Below are 13214 nucleotides of genomic sequence, written 5' to 3' on the forward strand. Positions count from 1 at the left end.
GTGTTAAGCACGCCGCCAGCGTTCGTCCTGAGCCAGGATCAAACTCTCCGTGAATGTTTACCGGTAATCCGGTGAAACACACACGAGAGCGGAACAACCAGACGGAATAGGTCCGGTCGTTCACAGCGTCCTCGCTGTGTGTGCCACCCCGACCGCATGGGCCGTGGTGGGCTTTTCAAAGGAACCTCATCCTCCGGAGTGTTTCCGGTGGACGGGGTATCAACATATCTGGCGTTGACTTTTGGCACGCTGTTGAGTTCTCAAGGAACGGACGCTTCCTTTGTGCCTGTCTCACCAGGCTCTCCGGGCGCTTCCCTTCGGTCTTGCGTTTCCGACTCTATCAGATCCTTGCGGGCCCGATTTTCGCCGGTGCGTTTCCGCCTTTCGGCTTCTTCGCGTTTCCAACCTTACCAGATCCGTTTCCGTCTCTGGCGCCCTGCTGGAGCGGGCTCGGCCGTTTGGCTTTCGCTTTTCGGCCTTTCCGACTCTATCAGATCCGTTCCGGCCTGTTGCCAGTCCGAATTGGCTTCCGAATCCCCGTCGGAAGGGGTTTGCCTTTTGGCTTTTCCGACTTTATCAGAAGGCGTTCGGCCGAATTAACGGCCGGGGCTTCCGGTAAGTGGTCGGTTGCGCTTCGCCGAATTGAAATTCCGGCCGAAGCGGAGAAGAGACTAACCGTCGCGGATGAACTTGTCCAGTTCGTTGCAACCGTTCGAATCTACCTCCCCCTGCTGCCTGTGTCAACGGGCTTTGGGGGCGAAGAGGAGATTAGCAGGTCAGCGGGGCTCGATGCACATCACGCGGCGGTCGGCAGGGCGGCTTCGCGGTCGGCGGGGTCGACGTCGCCGGTTGCTCCGGCGCGGACGGCGCGGCCGCCCAGGACGTAGACGTACAGGAGGAAGGCCAGTTCAGCGGCGATGCCGATGCCGATGCGGGCCCAGGTGGGGAGGCCGGAAGGGGTGACGAATCCTTCGAGGGCGCCGGATATGAAGAGGACGGCGGCGAGTCCGATGGCGACGCCTAGGGCGGAGCGGCCTTCCTCAGCGAGGGCCGTACGGCGGGTGCGCGGGCCGGGGTCGATGAGGGTCCAGCCCAGGCGGAGGCCGATGCCGGCTGCGACGAAGACGGCGGTCAGTTCGAGGAGGCCGTGCGGGAGGATCAAGCCGAGGAAGGTGTCGAGGCGGCCCGCGGAGGACATCAGGCCGATGCCGACGCCGAGGTTGAGCATGTTCTGGAAGAGGATCCACAGGACGGGGAGGCCCGCGAAGGCGCCGAGGACGAGGCACAGGGCAACGGCCTGGGCGTTGTTCGTCCATACCTGGGCGGCGAAGGACGCGGCGGGGTGGCTGGAGTAGTAGGTCTCGTACTGGCCCCCGGGGCGGGTCATGTCACGGAGGTCCTCCGGGGCGCCGATGGCTGCCTGGACCTCGGGGTGTGCGGCTATCCACCAGCCCATGAGGGCGGCGACCACCGTGGAGAGGATCGCGGTGGGGATCCACCAGTGGCGGAGGCGGTAGACGGCTGCCGGGAAGGCCGTGGTGAAGAAGCGGGCGGTGTCGCGCCAGGAGGCCTTGCGGGCACCGGTGACTGTACTGCGGGCGCGGGCCACGAGGGACGTGAGGCGGCTGGTCAGCGCAGGGTCGGGGGCGCTGGAGAGGAGCAGGGAGAGGTGTGTGGTGGTGCGTTGGTAGAGGGCGACCAGTTCGTCGGCCTCGGCTCCTGTGAGGCGGCGTTTGCGGCCCAGCAGTGTTTCGAGACGGTCCCATTCGGCGCTGTGGGCCGTGATGAAGACATCGAGGTCCATAGGGTGTCGCTCCTCGCAGCGCCGTGGGTGAGTGCCGGGTCAGCTTGGCAGACTGGCCGTGCCCGGCGTGGGGTGGGCGGGATTTCGGGGATCGAGAGGGAGTGGGGCGCGGCGTGAGTGAACTCGTCACGGGTGAAGCGGTGGTGCTCGGCCTGCGGCCGGCCAGGCTGCCGAGCCGGGGGCTGGCGGTGGCGGTCGATGTGGCCGTGGCATGGGTGACCTACATCGGCATCTCGCTGATCCTGGTGAGCGCGACCTCGTCCATGGACAGTGCGGCGGTGGCGGCCATATCGGTGGCGGCGTTCGTGCTGGTGCAGGTCGGGATCCCGATCGTCATCGAGACGCTGAGTCAGGGCCGGTCGCTGGGAAAGCTGATCTGCGGACTGCGGGTCGTACGGGAGGACGGCGGCCCGATCCGGTTCCGGCACGCGTTGGTGCGCGGGGCAATGGGGGCCATCGAGATCGTGATGACGATGGGGGTCGTGGCGGCCATTGCGTCCTTGGTGTCGGCGCGTGGGCGTCGGCTGGGTGATGTGTTCGCCGGGACGCTGGTCATACGGGAACGGATGCCCGTGGCGGAGGCCGGAACGGCACTGCCGCCACCGCCTCCGTGGCTGGTGGCGGAGCTCGGGGCGCTGGACCTTTCGCGAGTGCCCGACGGGTGGTGGCTGACCGTGCGGCAGTACCTGGCGCGGATGGGACAGCTGGATCCGCAGGTCGGCGGGGCGATGGCCGGGCGGCTGGCGGAGGACTTGCGCGGGTTCACCGGGGTGCCGGCGCCTGAGGGGGTGCATCCGGCGGCGTATCTCGCGGCGGTGGCCGGGGAACGGCAGGCGCGGGAGTCTCGGCGGGCGTTCGGGACGTCGGCGTCGGCGGCGGTGGCCGGGCCGACGGGAGCTGTCGGGGCTGGGCCTGTGGGGTGGGGAGAGGCTGCTCCCGGTGGGCAACCTGGCGCCGGTGGTGACGGGACCTGGGCCGGTGGGCCGTGGCCGTCTGGCGGGCCTACGGGGACGCCGGCGGATGTCGTGACCTCCGGGGGCGGGGATGGGGCGCCGCCGGCGGGCGGGGCTTGGGCTTCGCCTGGGGGTGGGGCCGGGGCTGCTGAGACCGGGGCCGGTGCCGGTGTCGGCGCCGGGAGGACGCTTGGTGACGGTGCCGGGTCAGTGGGGGCGCCGTCGCGGGGGCGTGCGGGTGATGCGGGGGATGGTGGCGGAGGGCGGCCGCCACGTACGGGGTTTGCGCCGCCGGTGTGAGGCGGCCGGGGGCGTGGCGGGGTGTGTTGGGCTCGGGTTGCGGTGATGGGTCCGTCCGGCTTTCGCGTGCGTGCCGGTGGTGAGCGGATACGGCACGGTGTGCCTGGCCCTGGCGTGGCGAGGAAGCCACGAGGTGTGGGTGCTGCAGCGGATGCGTGGGACGGGGCGGGCGCCGAGGCCACGGCGGTTGTAGGGCACCGCGTAGCCCGTGGTGGCGGTGAGGCGCCGAGAGCGGGCCTCCGTCGCGCTGTCCGTCCCATGTGCGGCGGGCCGTGGCTGCGTACGGCGACGGGGGGCCGAGCAGCGGGCGAGGCGTCGAGGTCAGGCGGTGTGACACGTCGGGGATCACGTGGCACGTCGGGGATCAGAGGTCGCGCGGCCGGTGCAGGGTGAGCCGATCGCCAGGTGGCCGTGGCGTGAGGGTGCCGTGTGCCCGCAGCCGGTACCGGAGGCCTTGCGCGCGGGGCTGGGGACGCCGCCCCGGCACTCAGGCTCTGCGCCTCCGAGATGTGGGCGTTGGCCCCGCCTGCGTGACGCCGCGCGCGGGAAGGTGCGGCCGATGGAGCGGAGCGGGCGGGTCAGGAGAAGGTCGACGGTGGGGACTCGAGGGATTCGAGTTCGATGCCGGGGGCGGACAGGACCACGTCGCCGGCGATGTGGACGGTGTGCTGTTCGCCGGTTTCCAGGTCGTTGACCTGGTATTCGTCGGCGATGAGCGGGGCGTTGTCAGTGGCGTGTGGTGTGCTTTTCAGCAGGGCCCAGGACTGGTCGAGAGTGCGGGGGGCGAGGACGGGGGGTGTGAAGGCGACGAGGCGGGTGCGGACGGCGCCGGCGCCGAGGGCGGGGCGCAGCAAGCGGGCGGTGGCGATGAGGAACGCGGGGGACGCGCCGGTGAAGGCGTGGGCGGGGACGTTGCCTTCGGTGGCGTGCTCACCGGTCGGGTCGGTGCGTACCCAGGTGACGCCGTCCAGCGCCGCACCGCGGACCTGCCAGGCGGAGGCGTGCAGTTCGAGGCGGATGGGGCGGCCGAGTTCGTCGAGGGTGAGATCGACGGAGCCGGTGTGGTCGCCGGAGGGGTTGACGATCTGGGAGACATAGCGCCAGCCGGAGGGGCCGGTGGCGCAGTGGAAGTGCTCTTCACCCAGGGGGGTGTGATCGTGCGGGTCGTGGAGGGAGTAGTGGCCGCGGGGCATCGGGGGCAGTCCTTCGGCCGGCGACGGGCCGGTGCGTTGGGGATGGCGGGTCTGTATGGAGACCTTATGGGCCAGGCCCCCGCCGTGGAGGGCGAGGGCCTGGTGTCACCGGCTGCTGTGGGTGAGCACCAGCTGGTCAGGGGAGCTGACCGGCCGGTGATCGCCGCTGGGTCAGTAGCGGTAGTGGTCGGGCTTGTACGGGCCCTCGACCTGGACGCCGATGTAGGCGGCCTGCTCGGGGCGCAGTTCGGTGAGCTTGACGCCGAGCGCGTCGAGGTGGAGCCGGGCGACCTTCTCGTCGAGGTGCTTGGGCAGCACGTAGACGTCGGTCGGGTACTCCGCGGGCTTGGTGAAGAGCTCGATCTGGGCCAGCGTCTGGTCCGCGAACGAGTTGGACATCACGAAGGAGGGGTGACCGGTGGCGTTGCCCAGGTTGAGCAGGCGGCCCTCGGACAGCACGATCAGGACCTTGCCGTCCGGGTGGGTCCAGGTGTGCACCTGCGGCTTGACCTCGTCCTTGACGATGCCCTCGAGCTGCGCCAGACCGGCCATGTCGATCTCGTTGTCGAAGTGACCGATGTTGCCGACGATCGCCTGGTGCTTCATCCGGGCCATGTCGGACGCCATGATGATGTCCTTGTTGCCCGTGGTGGTGATGAAGATGTCGGCGGTCTCGACCACGTCTTCCAGGGTGGTGACCTGGTAGCCGTCCATCGCCGCCTGAAGGGCGCAGATCGGGTCGATCTCGGTGATGATGACGCGGGCGCCTTGGCCGCGCAGCGACTCCGCGCAGCCCTTGCCGACGTCGCCGTAGCCGCAGACCACGGCGGTCTTGCCGCCGATGAGGACGTCGGTGGCGCGGTTGATGCCGTCGATCAGGGAGTGGCGGCAGCCGTACTTGTTGTCGAACTTCGACTTCGTCACGGCGTCGTTCACGTTGATCGCCGGGAAGAGCAGGTCGCCGTCGCGGTGCATCTCGTAGAGACGGTGCACGCCGGTGGTGGTCTCCTCGGTGACACCGCGGATCTCGGAGGACAGGTTCGTCCACTTCTGGGGGGACTCCGCCAGCGTGCGGGTCAGCAGCTCCAGGATCGCGCGGTGCTCGTCGCTCTCCGCGGTCTCGATCGCGGGGACCTTGCCGGCCTTCTCGTACTCAACGCCCTTGTGGACCAGGAGGGTGGCGTCGCCACCGTCGTCGAGGATCATGTTCGGGCCGCCGGTGGGCGAGTTGGGCCAGGTCAGCGCCTGCTCCGTGCACCACCAGTACTCCTCCAGGGTCTCGCCCTTCCAGGCGAAGACCGGGATGCCCTGGGGCGCCTCGGGCGTGCCGTTCGGGCCCACCGCGATGGCCGCGGCGGCGTGGTCCTGGGTGGAGAAGATGTTGCAGGAGGCCCAGCGGACCTCGGCGCCCAGCGCGGCCAGGGTCTCGATCAGGACCGCGGTCTGCACGGTCATGTGCAGGGAACCGGTGATGCGGGCACCGGCCAGCGGCTGGGCGGCGGCGTACTCCTTGCGGATCGCCATCAGACCGGGCATCTCATGCTCGGCGAGGGTGATCTCCTTGCGGCCGAAAGCGGCGAGGGACAGGTCGGCGACCTTGAAGTCCTGGCCGGTGGCTGCTGTCGTCATGCGGGCTGCTCCTCGAGCGTCGAGGTGGATGGGCGGGCAGTCTGCGGCGCGGGCTGGGGTCCCCCAGCAATCATTGGGGGAGTTCGAGCGTACGCGGAAGCGGACGCACCTCTCCCCCTGGCCACAGCGCAGTCCGTCGGAGGCCCTCTCTCCCTCGGCCGGTCCGCGGTGCGGGCCGCCCGACCGCCATCAGCAGCGACGTCTGGCACTGGTCACGAATCTACACCGATCGACCGCGTGAACCACAGCCCGGAGGGGCCGGTCCAGTGCTGTCCCAGCCAAGGAGGGGCGCGGGGACGGCCGGTGATTCCTGGGGTCCGGTGGGCCGAGGGCCGGTGTCCCGGCCGGCGCGGAGGGCGGCGTCGGAGGGGTGTGCGGGCGCCGTGCCGTCATGCAGGATGCCTGGAGCGCGGACCACTGGCACGACCGCGCGCACGTTCGTAAGGAGAGCCACGTGACCACCAGTCCAGCTGAGCCCCTCAAGAGCGCGGGGACGAGCGGGCAGGGGCTGAAGCTGCTCGCAGTGACCGCCTGCCCGACCGGTATCGCCCACACGTACATGGCCGCGGAGAAGCTGACCCAGGCGGCCCGGTCCCTCGGGCACGAGATCAAGGTGGAGACGCAGGGCTCCATCGGGGCTGAGAATCTTCTCTCTGACAACGATGTCAGAGAGGCGGACGCCATCATCATCGCCGCCGACAAGGACGTCGACCGCAGCCGGTTCGTCGGCAAGCGGGTCCTGGCGGTCGGGGTCGCCGAGGGCATTCGCCATCCCGAGGAGCTGATGGAGCGGGTGCGGAGCGCGCCGGTGTACGGGCGCGCGGAGGGCGACGGGGCCGGTGCGGGTTCCCAGGGCGCGCCGGCTCCCGGGGGGCCTGGTAGCGGCAAGGAACGCAGCGTCGCGTACAAGGCGCTGATGAACGGCGTCAGTTACATGATCCCGTTCGTGGTGGTCGGCGGTCTGCTGATCGCGATCTCGCTGGCGCTGGGTGGGCATCCGCAGGCGGACGGCGGTCTGGTCATCCCCGACGGTTCGTTCTGGAAGCACGTCAACGACATCGGCGTCATCGGCTTCACGCTGATGGTGCCGGTCCTGTCCGGCTATATCGCCTACGCGATCGGCGACCGGCCCGCGCTGGTGCCGGGCATGATCGGCGGCTGGATCGCCAACACCGGCTCGCTGTACGACTCCAAGGCGGGCGCGGGCTTCATCGGCGCGATCGTCACCGGCTTCCTGGCCGGCTATCTGGTGCAGTGGATCAAGAAGGTGGAGGTCCCCAAGTTCGCCCGGCCGATCATGCCGATCATCGTGATCCCGATCGTGGCGACGACGGTGCTCGGGCTGTTCTTCATCTACGTGATCGGCAAGCCCATCTCCTGGGTCTTCACGCATCTCACCGACTGGCTCGGCGGGATGACCGGGTCCAGCGCGATTCTGCTCGGCGCGCTCCTCGGCCTCATGATCGCGTTCGATATGGGCGGTCCGGTCAACAAGACCGCGTTCCTGTTCGGTGCGGGGCTGATCGCGTCCGGCCACCAGGCCGTGATGGGCATGTGTGCCGCGGCGATCCCGGTGATGCCGCTCGGCCAGGGGCTGGCCACGCTGGTCCGCCGCCGCCTGTACTCCGAGCAGGAGCGCGAGACGGGTATGGCGGCGCTGTTCATGGGGCTCTTCGGGATCTCGGAGGGCGCGATTCCGTTCGCCGCGGCACGGCCCGCGCAGGTCATACCGGCGAACATGCTCGGCGGTGCGGTGGCCGGTGCCCTCGCGGGGACGATCGGGGTGACGGACGCGGTGCCGCACGGCGGACCGATCGTGGCGGTGCTGGGCGCGGTCGGCGGAGTGCCGGCGTTCTTCCTCGCCGTAGTGGCGGGCTCGGTGGTCACGGCGCTGACGACGGTGATGCTGGTGGATGTCGCGGAGCGGCGGAAGGGTGGAGCGGAGCCGGTCGAGGCCGGGGGCGGCATGGGTGGTGGAGCCAGCGGTGGTGGCGGTGCCGGGGGTGGTGGCGATGCCGGCGGTGGTGGCGGTGCCGGGGTGGCGTCGCGGGCGGTCGCGGCGGCGGGTTCCGTTCCTGCGCCTGCTGGCGGCCCGGGGGAGGACGCGGGCGGCACGGGCGGGGAGACCGTCGGGGGCGATGGCGACGTTGGTGCTGATGGTGGCGTTGGCACTGATGGCCCCGTTAGCGCCGATGGCAACGATGTCAGCGACGAGGGTGATGGTGGCGGCGAGGCCCGCGGTCCCGAGGTGCTCTCCGGCTACATCACCGGTCAGACCGTCAAGACGCAGCTCGTCGCGGACGAGAAGGAGGCGGCGGTTCGAGAGATGGCCGAGCTGGTGGCGACTACCGGCAAGGTGGCGGACGTCGACGAGTTGGTCCGGGTGGCGCTGGCCCGTGAGGCGCAGGGCACGACCGGGCTCGGTGAGGAAATCGCCATCCCGCACGCCAAGACGGACGCCGTGACCGTTCCGGTCGTCGGCTTCGCACGGTCGGCGGACGGTATCGAGTGGGGTTCGCTCGACGGCACACGCGCCAGGCTGGTCTTCCTGATCGCGGTGCCGGAGGCGGCGGCCGGGGACGAGCATCTGCGCATCCTTGCGCTGCTGTCGCGGAAGCTGATGGATGCGGACTTCCGGGCCCGGCTTCAGGGCGCGGAGGACGAGGCCGGGATTCTGCGCGTTCTCGGGGAGATCCAGTAGTGGACGGGAAACCAGTGATGGCCGGGAATCCAGTGGTTTGCAGGGAGATCCAGTAGGGCGGGGGCGAACACATCCCGTAGGGGTGGTGTGGGCCCCCTCGGGGCCCACAACGTGGTGGGCCGGGGGCGGTATTCCCGTACTGCCATTCCCGTGGCGCCCAGTCCCCCCAGGCTCGCAGCGTGATCGTGCCTCCGTACTCGTGGGAGACAGCGAAGGCCCCCGCGCTCATGGGGAGTGCGGGGGGCCTTGCCGCGTTCTGCGGCGGTGGGGGGGGGAGTTGGGCCTGCGGCGCGTAAGCGGTCCGATGGGCTGGAGGCCCAGCAGCCCCGTGCGGCTGGTTTAACGGTCTCGTGGGCTTGGAGGCCCCGCGGTCCCGTAAGGCTGGGGCTCAGCGGCCCCGCAGGCCCGACGGACCTAGCCCCCGGACCTCAGTCAACCGTCGTCGGCACCCAGCCGACCAGCACCAGCCGTCCAGCAGTCCCCCAGCCACCGGGCCACCCGGCCCGCGCCCCCGGTCCGAACGGCTCACTGTCCGCCGGGGGTCTTCGACGGGTCCGAGCCCGCGGCCGCTGTGGCCTCGTTGTAGATGTCCGGTTCCAGGTAGATGACGCGGGCGATCGGGACGGCCTCACGGATGCGGGCCTCGGCGGCGTTGATGGCGTTGGCGATCTCGGTGGCGGTGTCGTCGTGCTGGACCGCGATCTTGGCGGCGACCAGCAGTTCGTCGGGGCCGAGGTGAAGCGTGCGCATGTGGATGACGCGGGTGACGACCGTGCCGTCGACGACCGCGGCGCGGATCTTGGCGACCTGCTCGGGGCCGGCCGCCTCGCCCAGCAGCAGCGACTTGGTCTCCGCGGCCAGGACCAGGGCGATCAGCACCAGCAGCGCGCCGATGCACATGGTGCCGATGCCGTCCCAGATGCCGTCGCCGGTGGCGAGGGTCAGGCCGACGCCGCCCAGCGCCAGGACCAGACCGACCAGGGCGCCGAAGTCCTCCAGCAGCACGACCGGCAGTTCGGGGGCCTTGGCGCGGCGGACGAACTGGGCCCAGGTCTGCTTGCCGCGCAGCTCGTTGGACTCCTTGATGGCCGTACGGAAGGAGAAGCTCTCGGCGATGATCGCGAAGACCAGGACGCCGACCGGCCAGTACCAGTTGTCCAGCGCGTGCGGGTCGTGGATCTTCTCGTAGCCCTCGTAGAGGGCGAAGACGCCTCCGATGGTGAACAGGACGATGGAGACCAGGAAGCCGTAGATGTAGCGCTCGCGGCCGTAGCCGAAGGGGTGCTCGGCGGTTGCCGCGCGCTTCGCCTTCTTGCCGCCGAGCAGCAGCAGGCCCTGGTTGCCGGAGTCCGCGATGGAGTGCACGCCCTCCGCCAGCATCGAGGACGAGCCGCTGAAGGCGAAGGCCACGAACTTCGCTGCGGCGATCGCCAGGTTGGCGCCCAGCGCCGCAACGATCGCCTTTGTCCCGCCTGATGCGCTCATAGGTGCCGCATACCCCTTCCGTCGTCCGGGCTTTACCGCCCCTTTAATGCTGTGCGGCGGTCATTGTTGCAGCCCGGCCCGGGGCGGCGACCAGGAGGCCACCTGGCGGACGGTTTCCGGCCGCCCGGACGAGGCTGCCGGTGGCGCTGCCACAGCAGCCGCGCCCTGGTCGGCGGCCGGGTCACGCCGAGCGACGCGAACCGGACCGAGGCCGGACCGGGGCCGGATGCGAGCCGGACGGGATGGTGCCGAGACCGCCACGCCACCACTACGCCACCTCTACGCCACCACCGTCGCGCGGAACAGCGTGCCGTCTCCGGAGAGTGTGATCCGCTCGCCGGCCGGTACGAACACGGACTCGCCAGGCGCCAGGGCCAGCCCGGCACCGTCACCGTCGCCGGCCCCCGCCCCCTCCCCCGTCTCCGCGTCGGCCTCCCGCAGTCGTACGGTGCCCGCCGTGCACAGCAGGATCTGCGGCGTCCGGGAGGGGAGCGCGTGCGGTGCGGCGCCGGGGGCCGCCACGAAGCGGGAGAGGCGGAACTCGTCGATGGGGGTCTCGTAGACCTCCTCGCCGTTGACGTCCTCGGGGCGCAGCACGCCCGCGTCACCGGCCTCGAAGCGGACCACCCGCAGCAGTTCCGGGACGTCCACGTGCTTGGGGGTCAGTCCGCAGCGCAGCACGTTGTCGGAGTTGGCCATCAGCTCGACACCGAGCCCGCCGAGGTAGGCGTGTGGGATGCCGGCGCCGAGGAACAGCGCCTCGCCGGGCTGGAGTTGGACGTGGTTGAGCAGCATGGCGGCGAGGACGCCGGGGTCGCCCGGGTAGTGGTGGGCGAGGACGGCGTAGGCGGCGTAGGCGTCGGCGTGTGGTCCGCCCTCGGCGGCCAGCCGGCCGGCGGCGACGGAGGCGCGTTCGACGGTGCCGGCGATCGCGTGGTGTTCGGCGCCGAGTACGGCGGTGAGCACCTCGCGCAGTGCGTCCTCCTCGGGGCTGGCGCGCAGGATGTCCACGTACGGCTTGAGGTCGTCGACGCCCAGGCCCTCCAGCAGGTCCGCGGCCTGCGCAGGGTGCCGGAAGCCGCACAGACCGTCGAACGGGGTGAGCGCGACGATCAACTCGGGCTTGTGATTGGTGTCCTTGTAGTTGCGGTGGCCGGCGTCGATCGGGATGCCGCGCCGCTCCTCGTCGGCGAAGCCTTCGGCGGCCTGCGCCCGGTCGGGGTGGACCTGGAGGGAGAGCGGGGACCCGGCCGCGAGCAGCTTGAGCAGGAAGGGCAGCCGGGGGCCGAAGGCGCGGACGGTGTCGGCGCCCAGTTCGGCCTCGGGGGCGGCGTCGATCACCTCGGCCAGGGAGACCGGGCCGGCACCGCGGTCGATACGGGAGGGGGCGCCGGGGTGGGCGCCCAGCCACATCTCGGCCTGGGGTTCGCCGGTCGGCGCGGTGCCCAGGAGCTCCGGGAGGGCGGTGGTGGAGCCCCAGGCGTAGGGGCGCACGGTATTGGCGAGGCGGTCCATGGGGCGGCTGCTTCCTGACAGTGGTACGTGCTGCGGGGTGCGCTATGGGCCTGCGGATGCGGGCCGACCGTCAAAGATCACTCGGTCCCGGCGAGCGCCAGGTAAACGGCGGCGAAATCCACGATGGCCAGTAGCTCAGCGGCCTTCTCCAGGTCGCTGCCGGTATCGGCCTCCAGCTCGCTGACGGCGGTGTCGCGCTCCTCGGCGAGCGCCTGGGCGGCGCGGGTGGCGGACAGCGGGCCCGGCTCGGTCTCGCGCAGCAGCACGACCCTGGCGTGCATCGCGGCGGGCTGCTCGACCCGGTCGCGGAAGAAGTCGTCCGGGTCGGCGCCGGCGGCCAGGGCGCCGGCCAGCAGGGTGCGGTGGGTGGCGAGCGCCTCGGGCAGTTCGGCGGCGAGCGCGGGGCGGCCGGCCAGCCCGGCCAGTTCGGTGGCGAAGTGCCGGCCGACGGCGCCGGCGATGGTGCCTTCGGTCCAGATCAGCGGGAGCGCGTCGGCGAGGTCGGCGGCCAGGGTCTTGCCGGGGTTGGTGTACGTGGGGATGGCCGGGCCGCAGCGTTCGGCGAGCTGGTCGAGGCGGTCGGCGAGCTTGCCCAGGGCCTCCGGCGGGGCGCTGAGCAGGCCGATCCGGTCGGCGAGCGAGAGCAGCGGGATGAGCACCGACCAGAGGGTGCCGGGGGCGGCCGGCGGGGCGCCCTCGACGTCGAATTCGGCGTCGTAGGGGGTGGTCGCCAGGGGGACGGCGAGGCCGCGGGCCTGGGTGACGGCGTCGGCGAGCGGGCCGCCGGCGGGGGTGACGGCGACGACGGCGCAGCCGCGGCGGGAGGCCTGCTCGACCAGCTCGGCGAGACCGGGGTCGGCGGCATCGGGGCCGGGGAGCAGCAGCAGGTCCAGGGGTCCGGCCCAGCCGGGCAGCGCCCAGCGCAGCGCTCCGGGCAGCGGGGCGACGCCGGTGGGCTGGATGAGGGTGACCGGGCAGTTGCCGCCACCGAGCGCCCTGAGGAGGTCCGCCACACCGGCCGCGGCGGGGCCGGGGCCGGCGACGAGGACGGCGCGCGGCCGCCCGTCGGGGGTCAGCTCGGGGATGCCGGATTCGGCGGCGCTGCGGGCGGCGGTGCGGACCCGGGCGCCGGATTCGGCGACGCCGCGCAGCAGACCGAAGCGGTCGGCTCCGGCCAGCGCGTCAGGGGTGTCGAGGAGTGACTCATCGAGCATGGTGGGCGCGGCCTCCGAATCGCCGGATCGGGCGGGGGTATGCCGGGTGGCGCCGGGGCGGGCCCGGCGGCGGCCGGTCAGGCGGGGCTGGGGGCACCGCCCACGCCTTGAGGGCCATGGGGGAGGGCTTCGTCGACGAGGAGTACGGGGATGCCGTCCCGGACGGGGTAGGCGAGGCCGCAGTCGCCGGAGGTGCAGATCAGCTCGGGGTCGGACGCGGAGTCCGCGGTCCGGTCCTGGAGTGGGGCGTGGCATGCCGGGCAGGCAAGGATCTGGATCAAGCTGGCTTCGACCGGCATGGAGGCTGCTCCTTCGGGGCGGTTGCGGCTTGGCCAGCGTACCGCCGGGCGGGGGCGGGAGGCGTGCTCGGCGGGGATTCCGGGTGGTGCACGGGGGTGCGGGCGGCGGGGACACCGCTGC

9 protein-coding genes are annotated in these 13214 nt (G+C 71.4%); 2 read left to right on the top strand and 7 right to left on the bottom strand.

Annotation, left to right across the window (positions count from 1 at the left end; translation table 11 throughout):
• Positions 1–796: 796 nt before the first annotated feature.
• Positions 797–1804 (bottom strand): stage II sporulation protein M, encoded by a 1008-nt coding sequence (locus ACZ4XD_RS24840; RefSeq protein WP_468045469.1) that lies wholly within the window; start codon positions 1802–1804, stop codon positions 797–799.
• A 113-nt stretch (positions 1805–1917) separates the two neighbouring features.
• Here ACZ4XD_RS24840 and ACZ4XD_RS24845 point away from each other — a divergent pair, with 113 nt between their 5' ends.
• Positions 1918–3057: an RDD family protein gene (locus ACZ4XD_RS24845; protein WP_468045471.1), complete on the top strand. Its 1140-nt coding sequence runs from the start codon at positions 1918–1920 to the stop codon at positions 3055–3057.
• Between the two features lie 578 nt (positions 3058–3635).
• Here ACZ4XD_RS24845 and ACZ4XD_RS24850 read toward each other — a convergent pair.
• The gene (locus tag ACZ4XD_RS24850; RefSeq protein WP_042156566.1) at positions 3636–4250 is read right to left on the bottom strand and encodes a hypothetical protein; all 615 of its coding nucleotides are present in this window, start codon (positions 4248–4250) and stop codon (positions 3636–3638) included.
• Between the two features lie 171 nt (positions 4251–4421).
• Complete coding sequence (ahcY, locus tag ACZ4XD_RS24855) at positions 4422–5879, bottom strand: adenosylhomocysteinase (RefSeq protein WP_468045473.1); 1458 nt, start codon at positions 5877–5879, stop codon at positions 4422–4424.
• A gap of 523 nt (positions 5880–6402) precedes the next feature.
• Here ahcY and ACZ4XD_RS24860 point away from each other — a divergent pair.
• Positions 6403–8580 carry a fructose-specific PTS transporter subunit EIIC gene (locus ACZ4XD_RS24860; RefSeq protein WP_468045602.1) on the top strand — a complete coding sequence of 726 codons (2178 nt, stop codon included), beginning with the start codon at positions 6403–6405 and terminating at the stop codon, positions 8578–8580.
• A 525-nt stretch (positions 8581–9105) separates the two neighbouring features.
• On the opposite strand, the gene ACZ4XD_RS24865 is transcribed toward ACZ4XD_RS24860, so the two are convergent.
• The 4 genes from ACZ4XD_RS24865 to ACZ4XD_RS24880 all read right to left on the bottom strand — a co-directional run bounded on the left by ACZ4XD_RS24865 (position 9106) and on the right by ACZ4XD_RS24880 (position 13093).
• Complete coding sequence (locus ACZ4XD_RS24865; protein WP_468045475.1) at positions 9106–10065, bottom strand: cation diffusion facilitator family transporter; 960 nt, start codon at positions 10063–10065, stop codon at positions 9106–9108.
• Positions 10066–10344: 279 nt separating this feature from the next.
• Complete coding sequence (gene manA, locus ACZ4XD_RS24870; RefSeq protein ID WP_468045477.1) at positions 10345–11580, bottom strand: mannose-6-phosphate isomerase, class I; 1236 nt, start codon at positions 11578–11580, stop codon at positions 10345–10347.
• Between the two features lie 77 nt (positions 11581–11657).
• Entirely contained in the window at positions 11658–12794 is a 1137-nt protein-coding gene (locus tag ACZ4XD_RS24875; RefSeq protein WP_468045479.1) for an SIS domain-containing protein, read from the bottom strand.
• Between the two features lie 77 nt (positions 12795–12871).
• Positions 12872–13093 (bottom strand): Trm112 family protein, encoded by a 222-nt coding sequence (locus ACZ4XD_RS24880; protein ID WP_468045481.1) that lies wholly within the window; start codon positions 13091–13093, stop codon positions 12872–12874.
• Between the last annotated feature and the right edge of the window lie 121 nt (positions 13094–13214).

The sequence above is a fragment of the Streptomyces sp. NPDC029466 genome (assembly GCF_055574515.1).

What these genes read in the sequence shown, in the direction of transcription:
- ACZ4XD_RS24865 (WP_468045475.1), bottom strand. Translation starts at nt 10,065, where the DNA reads ATGAGCGCATCAGGCGGGACAAAGGCGATCGTTGCGGCGCTGGGCGCC.
- ahcY (WP_468045473.1), bottom strand. Translation starts at nt 5,879, where the DNA reads ATGACGACAGCAGCCACCGGCCAGGACTTCAAGGTCGCCGACCTGTCC.
- ACZ4XD_RS24840 (WP_468045469.1), bottom strand. Translation starts at nt 1,804, where the DNA reads ATGGACCTCGATGTCTTCATCACGGCCCACAGCGCCGAATGGGACCGT.
- manA (WP_468045477.1), bottom strand. Translation starts at nt 11,580, where the DNA reads ATGGACCGCCTCGCCAATACCGTGCGCCCCTACGCCTGGGGCTCCACC.
- ACZ4XD_RS24850 (WP_042156566.1), bottom strand. Translation starts at nt 4,250, where the DNA reads ATGCCCCGCGGCCACTACTCCCTCCACGACCCGCACGATCACACCCCC.
- ACZ4XD_RS24875 (WP_468045479.1), bottom strand. Translation starts at nt 12,794, where the DNA reads ATGCTCGATGAGTCACTCCTCGACACCCCTGACGCGCTGGCCGGAGCC.
- ACZ4XD_RS24880 (WP_468045481.1), bottom strand. Translation starts at nt 13,093, where the DNA reads ATGCCGGTCGAAGCCAGCTTGATCCAGATCCTTGCCTGCCCGGCATGC.